Origin of the sequence: Pseudomonas sp. LD120 (assembly GCF_009861525.1) — a bacterium.
Classification (GTDB): domain Bacteria; phylum Pseudomonadota; class Gammaproteobacteria; order Pseudomonadales; family Pseudomonadaceae; genus Aquipseudomonas.
In genome coordinates, this window is sequence record NZ_WVHL01000003.1 from 189,045 (window position 1) to 204,176 (window position 15,132).

Annotated in this window: 16 protein-coding genes; 8 read left to right on the forward strand and 8 right to left on the reverse strand. The window is 58.0% G+C overall.

Annotated elements, in window-relative coordinates:
• On the reverse strand, positions 1 to 852 hold the full coding sequence (locus PLD_RS07060) for an MIP/aquaporin family protein (RefSeq protein ID WP_159891166.1): 852 nt from the start codon (positions 850 to 852) through the stop codon (positions 1 to 3).
• 370 nt (positions 853 to 1,222) lie between these two features.
• On the opposite strand from PLD_RS07060, the gene ybaK reads away from it, so the two are divergent.
• Entirely contained in the window at positions 1,223 to 1,693 is a 471-nt protein-coding gene (ybaK, locus tag PLD_RS07065; RefSeq protein WP_159891168.1) for a Cys-tRNA(Pro) deacylase, read from the forward strand.
• 117 nt (positions 1,694 to 1,810) lie between these two features.
• Positions 1,811 to 2,593, forward strand: coding sequence for a PhzF family phenazine biosynthesis protein (locus PLD_RS07070; protein WP_159891170.1), 783 nt, complete (start codon positions 1,811 to 1,813; stop codon positions 2,591 to 2,593).
• Positions 2,594 to 2,667: 74 nt separating this feature from the next.
• On the opposite strand, the gene PLD_RS07075 is transcribed toward PLD_RS07070, so the two are convergent.
• Both PLD_RS07075 and argF read right to left on the reverse strand, forming a co-directional pair.
• Positions 2,668 to 3,777, reverse strand: a complete 1,110-nt coding sequence (locus tag PLD_RS07075; protein WP_159891172.1) for an ABC transporter ATP-binding protein — start codon at positions 3,775 to 3,777, stop codon at positions 2,668 to 2,670.
• On the reverse strand, positions 3,774 to 4,694 hold the full coding sequence (argF, locus tag PLD_RS07080; RefSeq protein ID WP_159891174.1) for an ornithine carbamoyltransferase: 921 nt from the start codon (positions 4,692 to 4,694) through the stop codon (positions 3,774 to 3,776). The genes PLD_RS07075 and argF overlap by 4 nt, the downstream gene beginning before the upstream one ends.
• Positions 4,695 to 5,158: 464 nt before the next feature.
• On the opposite strand from argF, the gene PLD_RS07085 reads away from it, so the two are divergent.
• Positions 5,159 to 7,267, forward strand: a complete 2,109-nt coding sequence (locus PLD_RS07085; protein WP_159891176.1) for a molybdopterin oxidoreductase family protein — start codon at positions 5,159 to 5,161, stop codon at positions 7,265 to 7,267.
• A gap of 96 nt (positions 7,268 to 7,363) precedes the next feature.
• A complete protein-coding gene (grxD, locus tag PLD_RS07090) occupies positions 7,364 to 7,702 on the forward strand; it encodes a Grx4 family monothiol glutaredoxin (protein WP_159891178.1) in 339 nt (112 codons plus the stop codon).
• Between the two features lie 80 nt (positions 7,703 to 7,782).
• Here the strand turns inward: grxD and bfr are convergent, their stop codons facing one another.
• Positions 7,783 to 8,256 carry a bacterioferritin gene (bfr, locus tag PLD_RS07095; protein ID WP_159891180.1) on the reverse strand — a complete coding sequence of 158 codons (474 nt, stop codon included), beginning with the start codon at positions 8,254 to 8,256 and terminating at the stop codon, positions 7,783 to 7,785.
• A gap of 211 nt (positions 8,257 to 8,467) precedes the next feature.
• A complete protein-coding gene (locus PLD_RS07100; protein WP_159891182.1) occupies positions 8,468 to 8,686 on the reverse strand; it encodes a bacterioferritin-associated ferredoxin in 219 nt (72 codons plus the stop codon).
• A gap of 323 nt (positions 8,687 to 9,009) precedes the next feature.
• On the opposite strand from PLD_RS07100, the gene PLD_RS07105 reads away from it, so the two are divergent.
• Positions 9,010 to 9,612: a peroxiredoxin gene (locus PLD_RS07105; RefSeq protein WP_159891184.1), complete on the forward strand. Its 603-nt coding sequence runs from the start codon at positions 9,010 to 9,012 to the stop codon at positions 9,610 to 9,612.
• 77 nt (positions 9,613 to 9,689) lie between these two features.
• Here the strand turns inward: PLD_RS07105 and rnt are convergent, their stop codons facing one another.
• Both rnt and pyrC read right to left on the reverse strand, forming a co-directional pair.
• Positions 9,690 to 10,361, reverse strand: a complete 672-nt coding sequence (gene rnt / locus PLD_RS07110; protein ID WP_159891186.1) for a ribonuclease T — start codon at positions 10,359 to 10,361, stop codon at positions 9,690 to 9,692.
• The gene (gene pyrC, locus PLD_RS07115) at positions 10,358 to 11,404 is read right to left on the reverse strand and encodes a dihydroorotase (RefSeq protein ID WP_159891188.1); all 1,047 of its coding nucleotides are present in this window, start codon (positions 11,402 to 11,404) and stop codon (positions 10,358 to 10,360) included. The genes rnt and pyrC overlap by 4 nt, the downstream gene beginning before the upstream one ends.
• A gap of 159 nt (positions 11,405 to 11,563) precedes the next feature.
• Here pyrC and PLD_RS07120 point away from each other — a divergent pair, with 159 nt between their 5' ends.
• The 3 genes from PLD_RS07120 to PLD_RS07130 all read left to right on the forward strand — a co-directional run bounded on the left by PLD_RS07120 (position 11,564) and on the right by PLD_RS07130 (position 14,794).
• A complete protein-coding gene (locus PLD_RS07120) occupies positions 11,564 to 12,478 on the forward strand; it encodes an OmpA family protein (RefSeq protein ID WP_159891190.1) in 915 nt (304 codons plus the stop codon).
• A gap of 129 nt (positions 12,479 to 12,607) precedes the next feature.
• Positions 12,608 to 13,825 carry an argininosuccinate synthase gene (locus tag PLD_RS07125; protein WP_159891192.1) on the forward strand — a complete coding sequence of 406 codons (1,218 nt, stop codon included), beginning with the start codon at positions 12,608 to 12,610 and terminating at the stop codon, positions 13,823 to 13,825.
• Positions 13,826 to 14,167: 342 nt separating this feature from the next.
• Positions 14,168 to 14,794 carry a response regulator transcription factor gene (locus PLD_RS07130; RefSeq protein ID WP_159891194.1) on the forward strand — a complete coding sequence of 209 codons (627 nt, stop codon included), beginning with the start codon at positions 14,168 to 14,170 and terminating at the stop codon, positions 14,792 to 14,794.
• A 150-nt stretch (positions 14,795 to 14,944) separates the two neighbouring features.
• Here PLD_RS07130 and PLD_RS07135 read toward each other — a convergent pair whose 3' ends face one another.
• Positions 14,945 to 15,124: a PA3496 family putative envelope integrity protein gene (locus PLD_RS07135; RefSeq protein WP_159891196.1), complete on the reverse strand. Its 180-nt coding sequence runs from the start codon at positions 15,122 to 15,124 to the stop codon at positions 14,945 to 14,947.
• Between the last annotated feature and the right edge of the window lie 8 nt (positions 15,125 to 15,132).

Genomic DNA, 15,132 nt, shown 5'->3' on the forward strand with positions numbered 1-15,132 from the left:
TCAGGAAATTTTGACTTTGCCTTCTACGACCTGGTTGGTTTCGGGCGCGGCGGCGACGGCGTTGGGCAGATGGCGGGCAATCAGCCCGCGATAAGCTGCAGCACCCAGGCAGGCACCGAGGATCGGGGCAAAGATTGGCACCAGGAAATAAGGAATGTCACGGCCGCCGGTGAAGGAAATCTCACCCCAGCCGGTCAGGAAGGTCATCAGTTTAGGGCCGAAGTCCCGCGCTGGGTTCATTGCAAAGCCGGTCAGCGGACCCATCGCGCTGCCGATCACGGCAATCAGCAGGCCAATCAGCAGTGGTGCCATCGGGCCACGGGGCAAGCCGTTGTTGTCATCGGTCAGGGACATGATCACGCCCATCAGGATCGCTGTGATCACCACTTCCACCAAGAACGCCTGGGCGGTGGACAGTGCCGGATTAGGGAATGTGGAGAACACCGACGCCAGCTCCAGGCTTGCTTGGGAGCCTCGGATCATTTGGTGGGCTTGTTCGAAATCGAAGAACAGGTTGCTGTACAGCGTGTAAACCAATAGCGCTGCGCAAAAGGCGCCAGCGATCTGCGACAGGATGTAGAACGGCAGTTTGCGTTTTTCAAAGTCGGCGAACAGGCACAAGGCGATGCTTACGGCCGGGTTCAGATGCGCGCCGGAAACGCCGGCGGTGAGGTAGATCGCCATGCTCACACCGATCCCCCAGATGATGCTGATTTCCCACAGACCGAAGCTGGCGCCCGCGACCTTGAGCGCGGCGACACATCCGGTGCCGAAGAAGATCAACAGTGCAGTGCCCAGAAATTCGGCCATGCACTGGCCCGATAGCGACGGTTGTTGCAGAGCAGTTGTCATCGTGAACCTCGATTTTTGTTGTTGTCTGGCGCTGCTGCAAAAGGCATGAAGCGCGACTTGCAACGAAGACGGAATCCCCATTCCGGCCTCGCCTTGTTGCTGGGTGCTGCTGTGTATCTATTGCATGATATTCATAAACGAAAAAATATAGACAAGAAACACTGCTGTCAAAGGTCGAAAGTGAACGGCTGGTCATTTTATACATATCAATCAGATGAATGATCCGGGGCGATAGTCCCGGGAGTGACAGGCGGTGCTGCGCTGGTGTCTGTGGCCAGGGCTTATCAAGGCCTGGAATAGAGCCTTTTGTCGATTAATGGCCTAAAATTCGCGCGCTCGGTTTTGCTTTTTCGTCCCTCTTGGAGCTGCCATGACCCCTGCACTGGATCTGCTAAAAAAAGTTCGCGCCGAACATCGCATCCACAGTTACGAACATGATCCCAAGGCGACCTCCTATGGTCTGGAGGCGGCGGAGAAGCTCAGTCTCGATCCGGCGCAAGTGTTCAAGACGCTGCTGGCCAGCAGCGAGAAAGGGGAATTGCTGGTGGCGGTGGTGCCGGTCGTCGGCAGTCTCGACCTGAAGGCCCTGGCCCACGCGGCCGGGGTGAAGAAAGCCGAAATGGCCGATCCGGCCGCTGCCCAGCGTGCCACCGGCTACCTGTTGGGAGGGATCAGTCCGCTGGGGCAGAAGAAGCGTCTGCGGACCTTCATCGACAGCAGTGCTCAGCCTTTGGCCAGTATTTTTGTCAGTGCCGGTCGTCGCGGACTGGAAGTGGAATTGTCGGCGGCGGTGCTGGCCGAGCATACCCAGGCCAGGTTCGCCGACATCGGCCGCCCTTGAGCTAGGGCGTCGGCGGTTGAACAGGCTGCTGTATGCCGGAAAATCTTCTCGTCTGTGCCTGTCGCGCTCCCGGTCACACAGGCCATGCTGGCCGCCGACTGATCAAGGAGAAGGGCTATGCCGCTTGAGTTTCAACAGATCGATGCATTCAGTGATCAACCCTTTGCCGGCAACCCGGCCATGGTTTACCGGCTTGAAGCATGGCTTGACGACGCACTGATGCAGCAGATCGCCGCCGAGCATAATCTGGCGGAAACCGCGTTTGTGGTGCGCGAAACCCAAGGCTGGCGGATTCGCTGGTTCACCCCGGCCACCGAGGTGCCCCTGTGCGGGCACGCCACTCTGGCCAGTGCCTACGTGCTGTTCGAGGTGTATGGGGAGCCGGGGCCACGTGTTGAGTTTCTCAGCCGCTCGGGGCCCTTGAGCGTTATCCGTGAAGGCGGCCTGTTGTGGCTGGACTTTCCTCTGCACACCCCCTGTCGCCAGGCCGATGCGGAGCAGGTGGCGCAGATACTCGGTGCCAGGGTCATCGATCTGCAAGGTGCCAATCAGCTGTTGGCGGTGCTGGAGTCGGAGCAGGCGGTCCGTGATTGTCGGCCCGATCTGGCAGCCATGGCCAAGTTGCCCTGGCCGGGAGTGATCGTCACCGCGCGGGGCCAGCGGCATGACTTTGTCTCGCGGTATTTTGCACCGGCCATCGGCATCGACGAGGACCCGGTGACTGGCTCGACCCATTGCTGCCTGACCCCTTATTGGGCGCAGCAGTTGGACAAGCAGCAGTTGAGCGCCTTTCAGTGTTCCGCGCGCGGTGGTGAGCTGTTCTGTCGCCTGGAGGGGGAACGGGTGAAGATCGGCGGGCATGCCCGCCTGATTGCCAGTGGGCGTTTGCATCTGCAATGACGGCGTTGTGACTCGCCGGCAAGCCGTCTCCTACAGTGTGCTGTTGTAGGCGTTGGCTTGCCGGCGAAGGCGGCTCAATGAGCGCTGCTGTAGCGCCGTACCCCTGAGTCGCTATGGGGGATTTGCGCCGCTGTACTGCCTGAAGCCTGGAACAGCACCAGGTGTTCCGCCGCGACCCGAATGCCCACATCCGCGCCGACCTGATGGTCGGCGTGACTGGGGAAGATCGACTCCAGTTGGCTGCCGGTAGGCAGTTGCAGGCGATACAGGGTCGAGGCGCCGAGGAAGGTTTTGCCGACGACCCGGGCTTTCAAGTCGCTGTCCGGCGCGTGGACGATGTCGTCCGGGCGCAGCAGGACGTCCACCGCGCCGCCTGGCGGCCAGGTATAGGCCCGGTTGCCTTGCAATACACCCAGTTCGGTCTGCACCGATTCCGGCGTGTTCAGCTGGCCGCGAATGAAGTAGCCCTGGCCAATGAAGCTGGCGACAAAGGGTGTCTGTGGTTCGTGATAGAGGTTGTAGGGGGTGTCCCACTGCTCCAGGCGGCCTTCCTTGAACACGCCGACCTGATCGCTCACGGCGAAGGCTTCTTCCTGGTCGTGGGTGACCAGGATCGCGCTGGTGCCGCGGGCCTTGAGAATGTCGCGCACCTCGTGGCTGAGCTTGCGCCGCAGTTCGCCGTCCAGATTGGAGAAGGGCTCGTCCAGCAGCAGCAATTGCGGCTCTGGCGCCAGGGCGCGAGCCAGCGCCACTCGCTGCTGCTGGCCACCGGACAACTCATGGGGGAAGCGCTGGCCGAGGTTCTTCAGGTTCACCAGCTCCAGCAGTTCGTTGATCACCCGGTCTTTCTGCGGGTGTTTGCGGATACCAAAGGCAATGTTGTCCGCCACGCTCAGGTGCGGAAACAGCGCGTAATCCTGAAACACCATGCCGATCCGGCGTTTTTCCGGGGCCAGGGTGAAGCCGGCGCTGGATATGGTCTCGCCGGCCAACTGGATCTCGCCTTCATGCACCGGCTCAAAGCCTGCGATGGCGCGCAGGGTAGTGGTCTTGCCGCAGCCGGATGAGCCCAGCAGGCAGCCGATGTCCCCGGCGTTGAGGTGCAGGTTGAGGTTCTGCACCACCCGTTGGTCCTGATAGCCGCAGGCCAGATTGCGCAGGTTCAGCAGTAATGGCTGGCTCATGCGTGGTGGTACGCCGGCTCGACGAGAAACTCCAGCAGGGCCTTTTGCGCATGCAGTCGATTCTCTGCCTGGTCCCAGGCCACCGAGCGTGGGTCATCCAGCAGGTCCAGGCTGATCTCCTCGCCACGGTGGGCGGGCAGGCAATGCATGAACAGGACGTCCGGAGCTGCCAGGTCGAGCAGGGCCCGAGTTACCTGGAACGGGGCGAAGCGCTGCAGGCGCTTGGCGGTCTCTTCTTCCTGGCCCATGGAGGTCCAGACGTCAGTGCTCACCAGGTGGGCGCCGGTTACAGCCTCCCAAGGATCGCGGACGATAGTCACGCGATCGCCGGCCATGGCGACAAATTCTGGGTTTGGCTCATAGCCTTCCGGGCAAGCGATGCGCAGTTGGAAGTCGAATTGGATGGCCGCTTCTATATAGCTGTTGCACATGTTATTGCCGTCGCCGATCCAGGCCACGGTCTTGCCCTGGATCGAGCCGCGGTGTTCGAGGAAGGTCTGCATGTCGGCCAGCAACTGGCACGGATGCAAGTCATCGGACAGACCGTTGATCACCGGTACTCGGGAGTTGGCAGCAAATTCGCTCAAGGTGCTGTGGGCAAAGGTACGGATCATCACGGCGTCGAGCATGCGCGACATGACGATGGCGCAATCGCCGATGGGCTCGCCGCGACCCAACTGAGTGTCCCGTGGCGAAAGGAAGATGGCCTGGCCGCCCAACTGGATCATGCCGGCTTCGAAGGACAGTCGGGTACGGGTCGAGGACTTCTCGAAAATCATGCCAAGTACACGATTTTTCAAGGGCTCGAAGAGTACGCCGCGGTTACGCAGGTCCTTCAGCTCGATGCCTCGACGAATCACGCTGACCAGCTCTTCGGGCGTGCAATCCATCAGGGAGAGAAAGTGCCTTGCGCTCATCATTAACTACCTTTTTGCAACGGACCGCAGATTCTCAACGCCTTGTTTAATCAAAAAACGGGCTGGACCTGCGGCGAAAGCCGCACGGGGCGACGAAATGGGGGAAGGCGCGATCTTATAATTAAATGTCGCGTCTTACCAATAGTGCTACGACGTTCATGGGCATTCAGAGAGGTCAGGACGCGAATGCGCTGACGCTTTTGAGACCAGTTTCCAGGCAGCAGCCGGGCATTTGTACACTGCCCCGACGCGGATTGGCAATCGTACGCGGCGGCTGTGGTCCGCTGTTGGTCGCTTTCTGACCCGCCGGCCAAAGGCGCCTGCCCATTGAGCGCAGCGATCATGGGCTAGGCTGATGGCGCTGAATTCATAGGGCAAACGTCGCTGGTGTGTTGCTGGCGCAGTCGCCATAGTTTTTTTCCCAGCGGTCCTGACAGGCCGTCATCAAACAATAGAAGCTGGCCATGACCAAGACTCTCCATCACCGTGCCTGCCACCTGTGCGAAGCCATCTGCGGGCTGACCCTGGAAATCACTGAAGAGCGCAATGGCGGTCCGCGCATCACCTCGATCAAGGGCGACCCCCAGGACCGTTTCAGTCGCGGCCATATCTGTCCCAAGGCGGTGGCCTTGCAAGATATTCAGAATGACCCCGATCGCCTGCGCCAACCGATGCGGCGTATCGGCAATCAGTGGCAGCCGATCGAGTGGGAAGACGCCTTTGTCCTGGTGGCTGAGCGTTTGGCGGCGATTCAGGAGCAACATGGCCGTAACGCGGTAGCGATCTACCAGGGCAATCCCAGTGTCCACAACTATGGCTTGATGACCCACAGCAACTACTTTCTGGGGCTGCTCAAAACGCGCAACCGCTTCTCGGCCACATCGGTCGACCAACTGCCCCATCACCTGAGCAGTTACCTGATGTACGGCCATGGCTTGCTGCTGCCGATCCCGGACATCGACCACACCGATTTCATGCTGATTCTTGGCGCTAATCCCTTGGCCTCAAACGGCAGCATCATGACCGTGCCGGACGTGGAAAAGCGCTTGAAGGCGATTCAGGAGCGTGGCGGAAAGGTCGTGGTGGTCGATCCTCGGCGCAGCGAGACGGCGGCGATGGCCGATCAGCATCTGTTCGTGCGGCCGGGAGGCGATGTGGCGTTGCTGTTCGGCTTGCTCAATACGTTGTTCGAGGAGGGCTTGACTCGCGACAGTCATTTGCCGGTGGACGGGCTGGCAGACGTGCAACAGGCGATTTCTGCTTTCACTGCGGAGACCATGAGCCCGCTGTGCAGCATTCCGGCAGCGCAGATTCGCCAGTTGGCCCGGGATTTCGCGGCTGCGGACAAGGCCGTCTGCTATGGGCGCATGGGGGTTTCGACCCAGGCGTTCGGCACCTTGTGTCATTGGTTGTTGCAGTTGCTCAACCTGGTCAGCGGTAACCTCGACCGAGTGGGCGGGGCGCTCTGTACTCAACCAGCAGTGGATTTGGTGGCAGCAACCTCCGGCGGTCACTTCAATGTCTGGCAGAGTCGCGTCTCCGGGCTTGCGGAGTACGGCGGCGAGCTACCGGTGTCGGCGCTGGCCGAGGAAATGCTTACCGAAGGCGAAGGGCAGGTGCGGGCCTTGATCACCGTAGCGGGCAACCCGGTGCTGTCCACGCCCAATGGCCGGCAGCTGGAGCAAGCGTTGGGTGGATTGGATTTCATGCTCAGCATTGATCTGTACATCAATGAAACCACTCGCTATGCGGACTTGATTCTGCCGTCCACCTCAGCGCTTGAGAACGATCACTACGACACTACGTTCAACCTGTTCGCGGTGCGCAATGTCAGTCGTTTCAACCGGGCCATTTTGCCCAAGCCTGACGGCGCATTGCACGACTGGGAAATCTTTGTGGGGCTGGCCAAGGCGTTTGCCGCGCGAACCCAGAGCACGCTGAAGCCGACCATCGCGCCTGCCCAGATGATCGACATGGGCTTGCGAGCAGGTCCTTACGGTGATGCCTCGTCGTTCAAGCTGTCGCTGGCAACCTTGGATCAGCATCCTCATGGCATCGATCTGGGAGCGTTGCAGCCTAATCTGGCGACACGCTTGAAGACCGATAACCGACGGGTTCAAGCGGCGCCGGCGGCGATCATGGCGGATCTGCAGCGGTTTGCCACGCTGCGGGCACCGCCGCTGGAGGAGCTGTTGCTGATCGGGCGCCGGCATGTGCGCAGTAATAATTCCTGGATGCACAACTATCACCGGCTGGTGAAGGGCAAGCCGCGGCATCAATTGTTGATGCATCCTGATGACTTGGCGCGCCGTGATCTGAGTGATGGGCAGCGAGTGCGAATCAGCTCTCGGGTCGGCGCGGTGGAGGTGGAAGTCCTGGCCAGTGAGGACATGATGCCCGGGGTCGTGAGTCTGCCCCATGGCTGGGGGCATGCTCGCCCCGGGGTGCAGATGAGCATTGCCGTGGAACAGCCGGGTTGTAGCGCCAATGATCTGACCGACGAGCGTCAACTGGATGAGTTGTCGGGCAATGCCGTGTTGAACGGGATTCCGGTCAAGGTGGAGGCCGCCTGAGATGTCTGTCGGAGAGGCCGAGCAGGGCGCTCAGGATTCCGTTACAATGCGCCACCGTGCCGACAACAGAGTCGGAAAGTTCAGCCGAGGTGTTCCATGGATATCATCGAAACTATTAAAGAGCAGATTGCCAACAACACCATTCTGCTTTACATGAAAGGCTCGCCGAATGCCCCTCAGTGTGGCTTCTCCGCGAAAGCTGCTCAGGCCGTAATGGGCTGTGGTGAGAAGTTCGCTTACGTGGACATCCTGCAGAACCCAGAAATTCGCGCCAACTTGCCCAAGTACGCCAACTGGCCAACTTTCCCACAGCTGTGGGTAGCGGGTGAGCTGGTCGGTGGCAGCGACATCATGGCTGAGATGTTTGCCAACGGTGAGCTGCAGGCCTTGATCAAGGCCGCAGCCGAAAAAGCCGCTGCCAAGACTGAAGCCTGACGCAAATATAGTCACGCAATAAAAACCCCGCTTCTCTTGCGAGAGCGGGGTTTTTTATTGCTCGGGTATGACGAATTAAGTTATTCGTCGCCCATCTGCGATTGCAGATAGTTCTCGATACCTACTTTATCGATCAGGCTCAGTTGAGTTTCCAGCCAGTCGATGTGTTCTTCTTCGGATTCAAGAATATCTTCCAACAGTTCGCGGCTACCGTAGTCGCCAACGGACTCGCAATGAGCGATTGCAGCCTTGAGGTCCGTGTGCCCGGTGCGTTCGATGCGCAGGTCGCACTCGAGCATTTCCTTGGTGTGTTCACCAATATGCAGCTTGCCCAGGTCCTGAACGTTCGGCAGGCCTTCGAGGAAGAGGATGCGCTTGATCAGCTTGTCCGCATGCTTCATCTCGTCGATGGATTCGTGGTACTCGTGCTTGCCCAGCTTGTTCAGGCCCCAATCTTCATACATGCGCGCATGCAGGAAGTACTGATTGATCGCGACCAGTTCATTGGCAAGGATTTTATTGAGATGCTGGATGACTGTAACGTCGCCTTTCATGATGGGGTCCTGCCCTGTAATTAGCGGAATAAGCGCGGAGTCTGAGCCGCATATACATTACTGTCAAACCTAAGTTGTTGAATAATATATAAAAATTAATCGGAATAAGAATGTTTGTATTCCGCGTTTTGACCCTAAGCGATTGAATTACAGGCATAAAAAACCGGACATCAGGTCCGGTTGTTTGAAACAGTGCTACTTATTCGGTCTATCAGGCAACATTAAATTCCACAGGGTAGGGAATGGCTGCTTGGCTGTTCTGCAATTCGGTCAGGGTTTCGCGAACCACTTGTTTGGCCAGGCAAGCACATTTACCACATTGACTGGCAACGCCGGTCGCCTGGCGCACATCGCGGTAGCTGCAGCAACCTTCGTAGATGGCTTCGCGAATTTGTCCGTCGGTGACTCCGGTGCAGAGGCAGACATACATAAGATCAGAACCGTCGCTGGTTAGGGCTCAATTGCGATGGATCTTAATGTTAACGAGAATGATTGTCAAAGTGGTTTCGGCGGCCTTGATTGCTGTTTATTGCCGTGGTGACGAACGGTTCTGTTTCGGTTTATGACAGATCAACCGTATTTTGCGCCTTGTAAGCCGCGCTGGCGAAAAACCGTTAAGGACAGCTCAAAAACGCGGTGTATGATGTCCGGTCCTTGCGAAGTGGGGGCTGGTCACAGAGCTGTCGCATCCGCGTTGCAGACTCAAGACCAATCCTCTTCTTCTATTACTACGTCCACACCAGGAGATATCCAATGAGCGTACTCGTCGGCAAACAAGCCCCTGACTTCACCGTCCCGGCCGTTCTCGGCAATGGCGAAATCGTTGACAGCTTCAACCTGTCCTCGGCCATCAAAGGCAAATACGGTCTGGTGTTCTTCTACCCACTGGACTTCACCTTTGTTTGCCCGTCCGAGCTGATCGCTCTGGACCACCGTATGGCTGACTTCAAGGCGCGCAACGTAGAAGTGATCGCTGTTTCGATCGACTCGCACTTCACCCACAACGCCTGGCGCAACACCCCGATCAATGCCGGTGGCATCGGTCAGGTTCAATACATCATGGCGGCTGACATGAAGCACGATATCGCCAAGGCCTATGACGTTGAGTCCGAAGGTGGCGTGGCTTTCCGTGGCGCGTTCCTGATCGACGACAAAGGTGTTGTTCGTTCGCAGATCGTCAACGACCTGCCGCTGGGCCGTAACATGGAAGAGCTGATCCGTCTGGTCGATGCCCTGCAATTCCACGAAGAGCACGGCGAAGTCTGCCCGGCCAACTGGAAGAAAGGCGACAAAGGCATGACTGCTTCGCCAGAAGGCGTTGCTGCTTATCTGAGCGAGAACGCCGGCAAGCTGTAAGGCTTGGCGTCACGCTCAAAAAAACCGGCCTCAGGGCCGGTTTTTTTATGGGGCAGTTCAACTCGGCGAAGAGTTAATCAGTCGTCGAAGTCCTGCCAGCCGCCCATTTGCTTCCAGCGGTTGACGATGCCGCAGAACAGCTCGGCGGTCTTCTCGGTGTCGTAACGGGCCGAGTGGGCCTCACGGCCGTCGAAGTCGATGTCGGCGCTTTGACAAGCCTTGGCCAGAACGGTCTGACCGTAAGCCAGTCCTGCCAAGGTCGCGGTGTCGAAGCTGGAGAAGGGGTGGAACGGGTTGCGCTTCATGTCCAGGCGCGCCACAGCGGCGTTGAGGAAGCCTAGGTCGAAGCTGGCGTTGTGGCCCACCAGAATGGCGCGCTTGCAGCCATTGGCCTTCAGTGCCTTGCGTACGCCGCGGAAAATATCGGTGAGCGCGGTTTCTTCGCTGACGGCCATGCGCAGCGGGTGGTCGAGCTTGATCCCGGTGAACTCCAGGGCCGCCGCTTCGATGTTCGCACCTTCAAAAGGCTCGACCCGAAAGAAGTAGGTGTGTTCGGGGAACACAAAGCCTTTTTCATCCATGCCGATAGTGGTGGCGGCAATTTCCAGTAGTGCATCGGTGGCCGAGTTGAAACCACCGGTTTCAACGTCGACGACTACCGGCAGGTAACCGCGAAAACGTGCAGCCATGGGGTGGCGAGGGCCGCCGCCGCTACCTTCTTGTTCGTCGTCGAAATGGTCGTCACTCACGAGTGATCCTCCAGCAGGCGCCAGCGCAGTTTTTCGCCGGCGCGCAGCGGAATGACAGTCAGCTCGCCGAACGGCAGGCTGGCAGGGGCGGTCCACTCTTCACGAACCAGGGTGATGCGATCGGTGTTGGCCGGCAGGCCGTAGAAGCGCGGGCCGTTGAGGCTGGCAAAAGCTTCCAGCTTGTCCAAGGCATTGCGCTGTTCGAACGCTTCGGCATACAGCTCGATTGCGGCATAGGCGCTGTAGCAGCCGGCGCAACCACAAGCGGCTTCCTTGGCATGCTGGGCGTGTGGCGCGGAGTCGGTGCCGAGGAAGAACTTCTCGCTGCCGCTGGTGGCCGCATCCAGCAGGGCTTCCTGGTGGGTGTTGCGCTTGAGAATCGGCAGGCAATAGAAGTGCGGACGAATACCGCCCACCAGCATGTGGTTGCGGTTGTACAGCAGGTGGTGCGCGGTGATGGTGGCGCCAACGTTGGCTGAGGCCTCCTTGACGAACTGCACCGCTTCACCGGTGGTGATGTGCTCGAATACCACTTTCAGGCTTGGGAAACGTTCGACCACGCGACGCATGTGCTCGTCGATGAAGATTTTTTCGCGATCGAAGACGTCAATGTCGCCGCGGGTCACTTCTCCGTGGATCAGCAGTGGCAAGCCCACTTCAGCCATGGCTTCGAGCGCCGGGAAGATCTTGTCGATGCAGGTCACGCCCGAGTCCGAGTTGGTGGTCGCACCGGCCGGATACAGTTTGGCGGCGTGTACGAAGCCGCTGGCCTTGGCCGCACGGATCTCGTCCGGTTGGGTGCGGTCCGTCAGATAGAGCACCATCAGCGGCTCAAAGCGGCTGCCGACCGGACGCGCAGCTAGAATTCGCTGGCGATAGGCGTCGGCTTGTGCGGCGTTGCGCACCGGAGGTACCAGGTTAGGCATGATGATGGCGCGGCCAAAGGTGCGCGCGACATCTGCGACTGTATTGGGCAACACGGCACCATCGCGAAGATGAATATGCCAGTCGTCGGGACGCAGTAGGGTCAGGCGGTCGGACATTGGAGGTTCCAGGCAGGCGGGTAAAACTCAGGGGAATGCTACCGGAAAAGACTCTTCCAGGCACTCGCTATCAAGTTTTGCGACGAGCAACCGATATCCCGAAGGTATGGCGTATTAACGCCTGTGGATTTTTAGCAGTACACGTCAGTGGAGCCTCCCGTGCGCCAGCGTTATCTAGCCTTGCTCAGTGTGTTTGCCAGCCTGCCTGCGATGGCTCTCACTTTCCAGACCCGCCTGGAGAGCATTGAGTGGACGGTCGAAGGCGACAAATTCGAGTGCCGCCTCATTCAACCGGTCACCGATTTCGGTTCCGGCGAATTCGTTCGCCGCGCCGGCGAGCAGGCGATTTTTCGCCTCAAGAGCTTCAACCCGATGCAGGCCGGTGGCTCGGCCACTTTGCTTGCGGCGGCTGCGCCCTGGCAGCCGGGACGTGGTGATATCAACCTTGGGGCAGTCAAGGCCGGGACCGATGGGGTGCTGTTCAACAGTAACCAGATGCAGGCCGGGCGCCTGATCATGGGGTTGCTGGAAGGGCGCAGTCCGGTGGTGAGGCACTACTCGCGCGAGGGCGGGGTGTCTGAGGTGCGCTTGCTGCCGGTGAAATTTGGCAAGGCCTATAGCGACTATCAAAGCTGCATGACCAAGCTGCTGCCGATGAACTATGACCAGGTCAAACAGAGCGAGATCGGTTTTCCTGGCGGGGGTATCGAACTGGATGCCCGGGCTAAGGCCAAGCTGCAGGTGATGGTCGACTTCATCAAGGCCGATCCCACGGTCAATCATATTCAGTTGGACGGCCATTCGGACAACAGTGGCAATCGCTTGACCAACCGTGATCTGTCTCGTCGTCGGGCCCTGGCGGTGATGGAGTTCTTCAAGGCCAACGGTATTGCCGAGAACCAGATCGTTGTGCGCTTCCATGGCGAGCGCTATCCCTTGGTTCCCAACACCAATGCAGCCAATCGGGCTAAGAATCGCCGGGTCAATGTGCACCTGGAGCGAGTGGCCCCCACCGAAAAGCCGGCTCCAGCAGCTCCGACTGCTTCCGGCTCCAACGCTGCGGCGACGTCCTGATACGGCTGTCGTCGTCGCTCGCTCGACATAATCTGTCGCTTGGTCGTCATAAGCTGTCGCGCCCCTGTAAATTATTCCCATAGATCGGTAGACTTGGCGCCTTTCCGTACAACCCCGTGGAGTGATGGCATGGCGGACGTTAACAAGGTCGTTCTGGCGTATTCGGGCGGCCTGGACACTTCGGTGATCCTCAAGTGGCTGCAGGATACTTACAACTGTGAAGTAGTGACTTTCACTGCTGACCTGGGCCAAGGCGAAGAGGTCGAGCCGGCCCGCGCCAAGGCGCAAGCCATGGGCGTCAAAGAGATCTACATCGACGATCTGCGCGAAGAGTTCGTGCGCGATTTCGTTTTCCCGATGTTCCGCGCCAACACTGTCTACGAAGGCGAGTACCTGCTGGGTACTTCCATCGCTCGTCCGTTGATCGCCAAGCGTTTGATCGAGATTGCCAACGAAACCGGCGCCGACGCCATTTCCCATGGCGCCACCGGCAAAGGTAACGACCAGGTACGTTTCGAGCTGGGTGCCTACGCGCTCAAGCCAGGGGTTAAAGTGATTGCTCCTTGGCGCGAGTGGGACCTGCTGTCCCGCGAGAAGCTGATGGACTACGCCGAAAAGCACGGCATTCCGATCGAGCGCCACGGCAAGAAAAAGTCGCCGTACTCGATGGATGCAAACTTGCTGCACATCTCCTATGAAGGCGGCGTGCTGGAAGACACTTGGACCGAGCACGAAGAAGACATGTGGCGCTGGACCGTCTCCCCGGAGAACGCGCCGGATGCCCCGCAGTACTTGGAACTGACCTACCGCAACGGTGACATCGTCGCGCTGGACGGCGTTGAAATGACCCCGGCCACCGTATTGGCGACCTTGAACCGTATTGGTGGCGAGCACGGCATCGGTCGTTTGGATATCGTCGAGAACCGGTACGTGGGCATGAAGTCCCGTGGCTGCTATGAAACCCCGGGCGGCACCATCATGCTGCGCGCTCACCGGGCTATCGAGTCCATCACTCTGGACCGTGAAGTGGCTCACCTCAAAGATGAGTTGATGCCCAAGTACGCCAGCCTGATCTACACCGGTTACTGGTGGAGTCCGGAGCGTCTGATGCTGCAGCAGATGATCGATGCCTCCCAAGCCCATGTGAACGGCGTGGTACGTCTGAAACTGTACAAAGGCAATGTGATCGTTACTGGTCGCAAGTCTGATGAGTCGTTGTTCGATGCCAACATTGCGACCTTCGAAGAAGATGGCGGTGCTTACAATCAAGAAGACGCAGCAGGCTTCATCAAGCTCAATGCTCTGCGCATGCGTATTGCCGCAAACAAAGGTCGGACTCTGATCTGATGCTTTGAGTGATTTAAAGAAGCCCCGCGATAAGCGGGGTTTTTTTTGCCCTTGATATATAGGTGCAAGGTGAATTGCAGGTGGTTCTGTCCGTGGTGAGAATAACAGTGATGGGTGAAAGTGCTGATGGTTTTTTAGTACGAAAAGTAGCTTGTCTGGCGATTAATCCGACGCTTTTTTTTACTTTAGTAGCCGTTCTCTAAATTATTTTGTAAGGCAAATCGGTATTGTTTGTAAGGAACGTCCTTGTTAGGTCGTAGCCCCCTGATACACGGTGTCAGGGTCAAGTCTCTGGGGTATTGTGCGTGCTCTAAAAATAACTCTCAGGACTTGGATGTACCTATGAAAAGAGTATTGATCGTGGATGATCATCCCGTTGTTCGTTTGGCTGTGCGTATGTTGATGGAGCGACATGGTCTTGAAGTTGTAGCGGAAACGGATAACGGTATGGATGCGCTGAAGTTGGCTCTTGAGCATGTTCCGGACATTTTGATTTTGGATATTGGAATTCCCCAGCTAGATGGGCTTGAAGTTATAACTCGGCTAATGTCCAGAACCCTGCCGATTAGAATTCTAGTCTTGACTTTGCAGGTTCCCGGGCCTTTCTCCATGCGCTGCATGCAGGCCGGCGCTGCCGGTTATGTGTGCAAACAGCAGGACATTACCGAGTTAATGAGTGCAGTGCGTGCCGTGCTGGCGGGTTACAGCTACTTTCCCAACGAGGCATTGCATACGTTTCGTTCCAGTCAGGCTGTTGGTAGTGAAGAAGAGATGATCGAGCTTCTTTCGGGGCGCGAGCTGATCGTCTTGAAGCAACTTACCAATGGCATGAGCAACAAGGAAATCGCAGAAGGATTGTGTTTGAGCAACAAGACCGTCAGCACTTACAAACGCCGTCTTTTGGCCAAACTCAATGCGCGTTCATTGGTAGATCTGATTGAGTTTGCTCAGCGTCATCAACTGGCCTGAAGCGTCAGTGGGTTATTAAGCAACAGCACTGTTATTGCTTGAATGGCGCTATGAGTGCAGCGGTGACCGGTCAGGCGATGAGGCTGGCCGGTCAGGTTTCAGTAGGCGCGAGTGGCACAAAAAAACCTCCAGTGGGAGGTTTTTCTTTTGTTAGAGATCAAAGTCATAGTCGGCCAGTTGTTTTTGTAGGCGTCGTTCTTCGAGGAGGTTGTCGATAGTGCGACGTTTGCTCAGATTGGTTTTCGCGACCTCGACTACGGGTTCGGTGTCCTCTGTTTCAGTTGCGATGAAGTCGTCTTCTACGTCCAGTTGTTCTTTGCCAGTGCTCATAAGGTCAA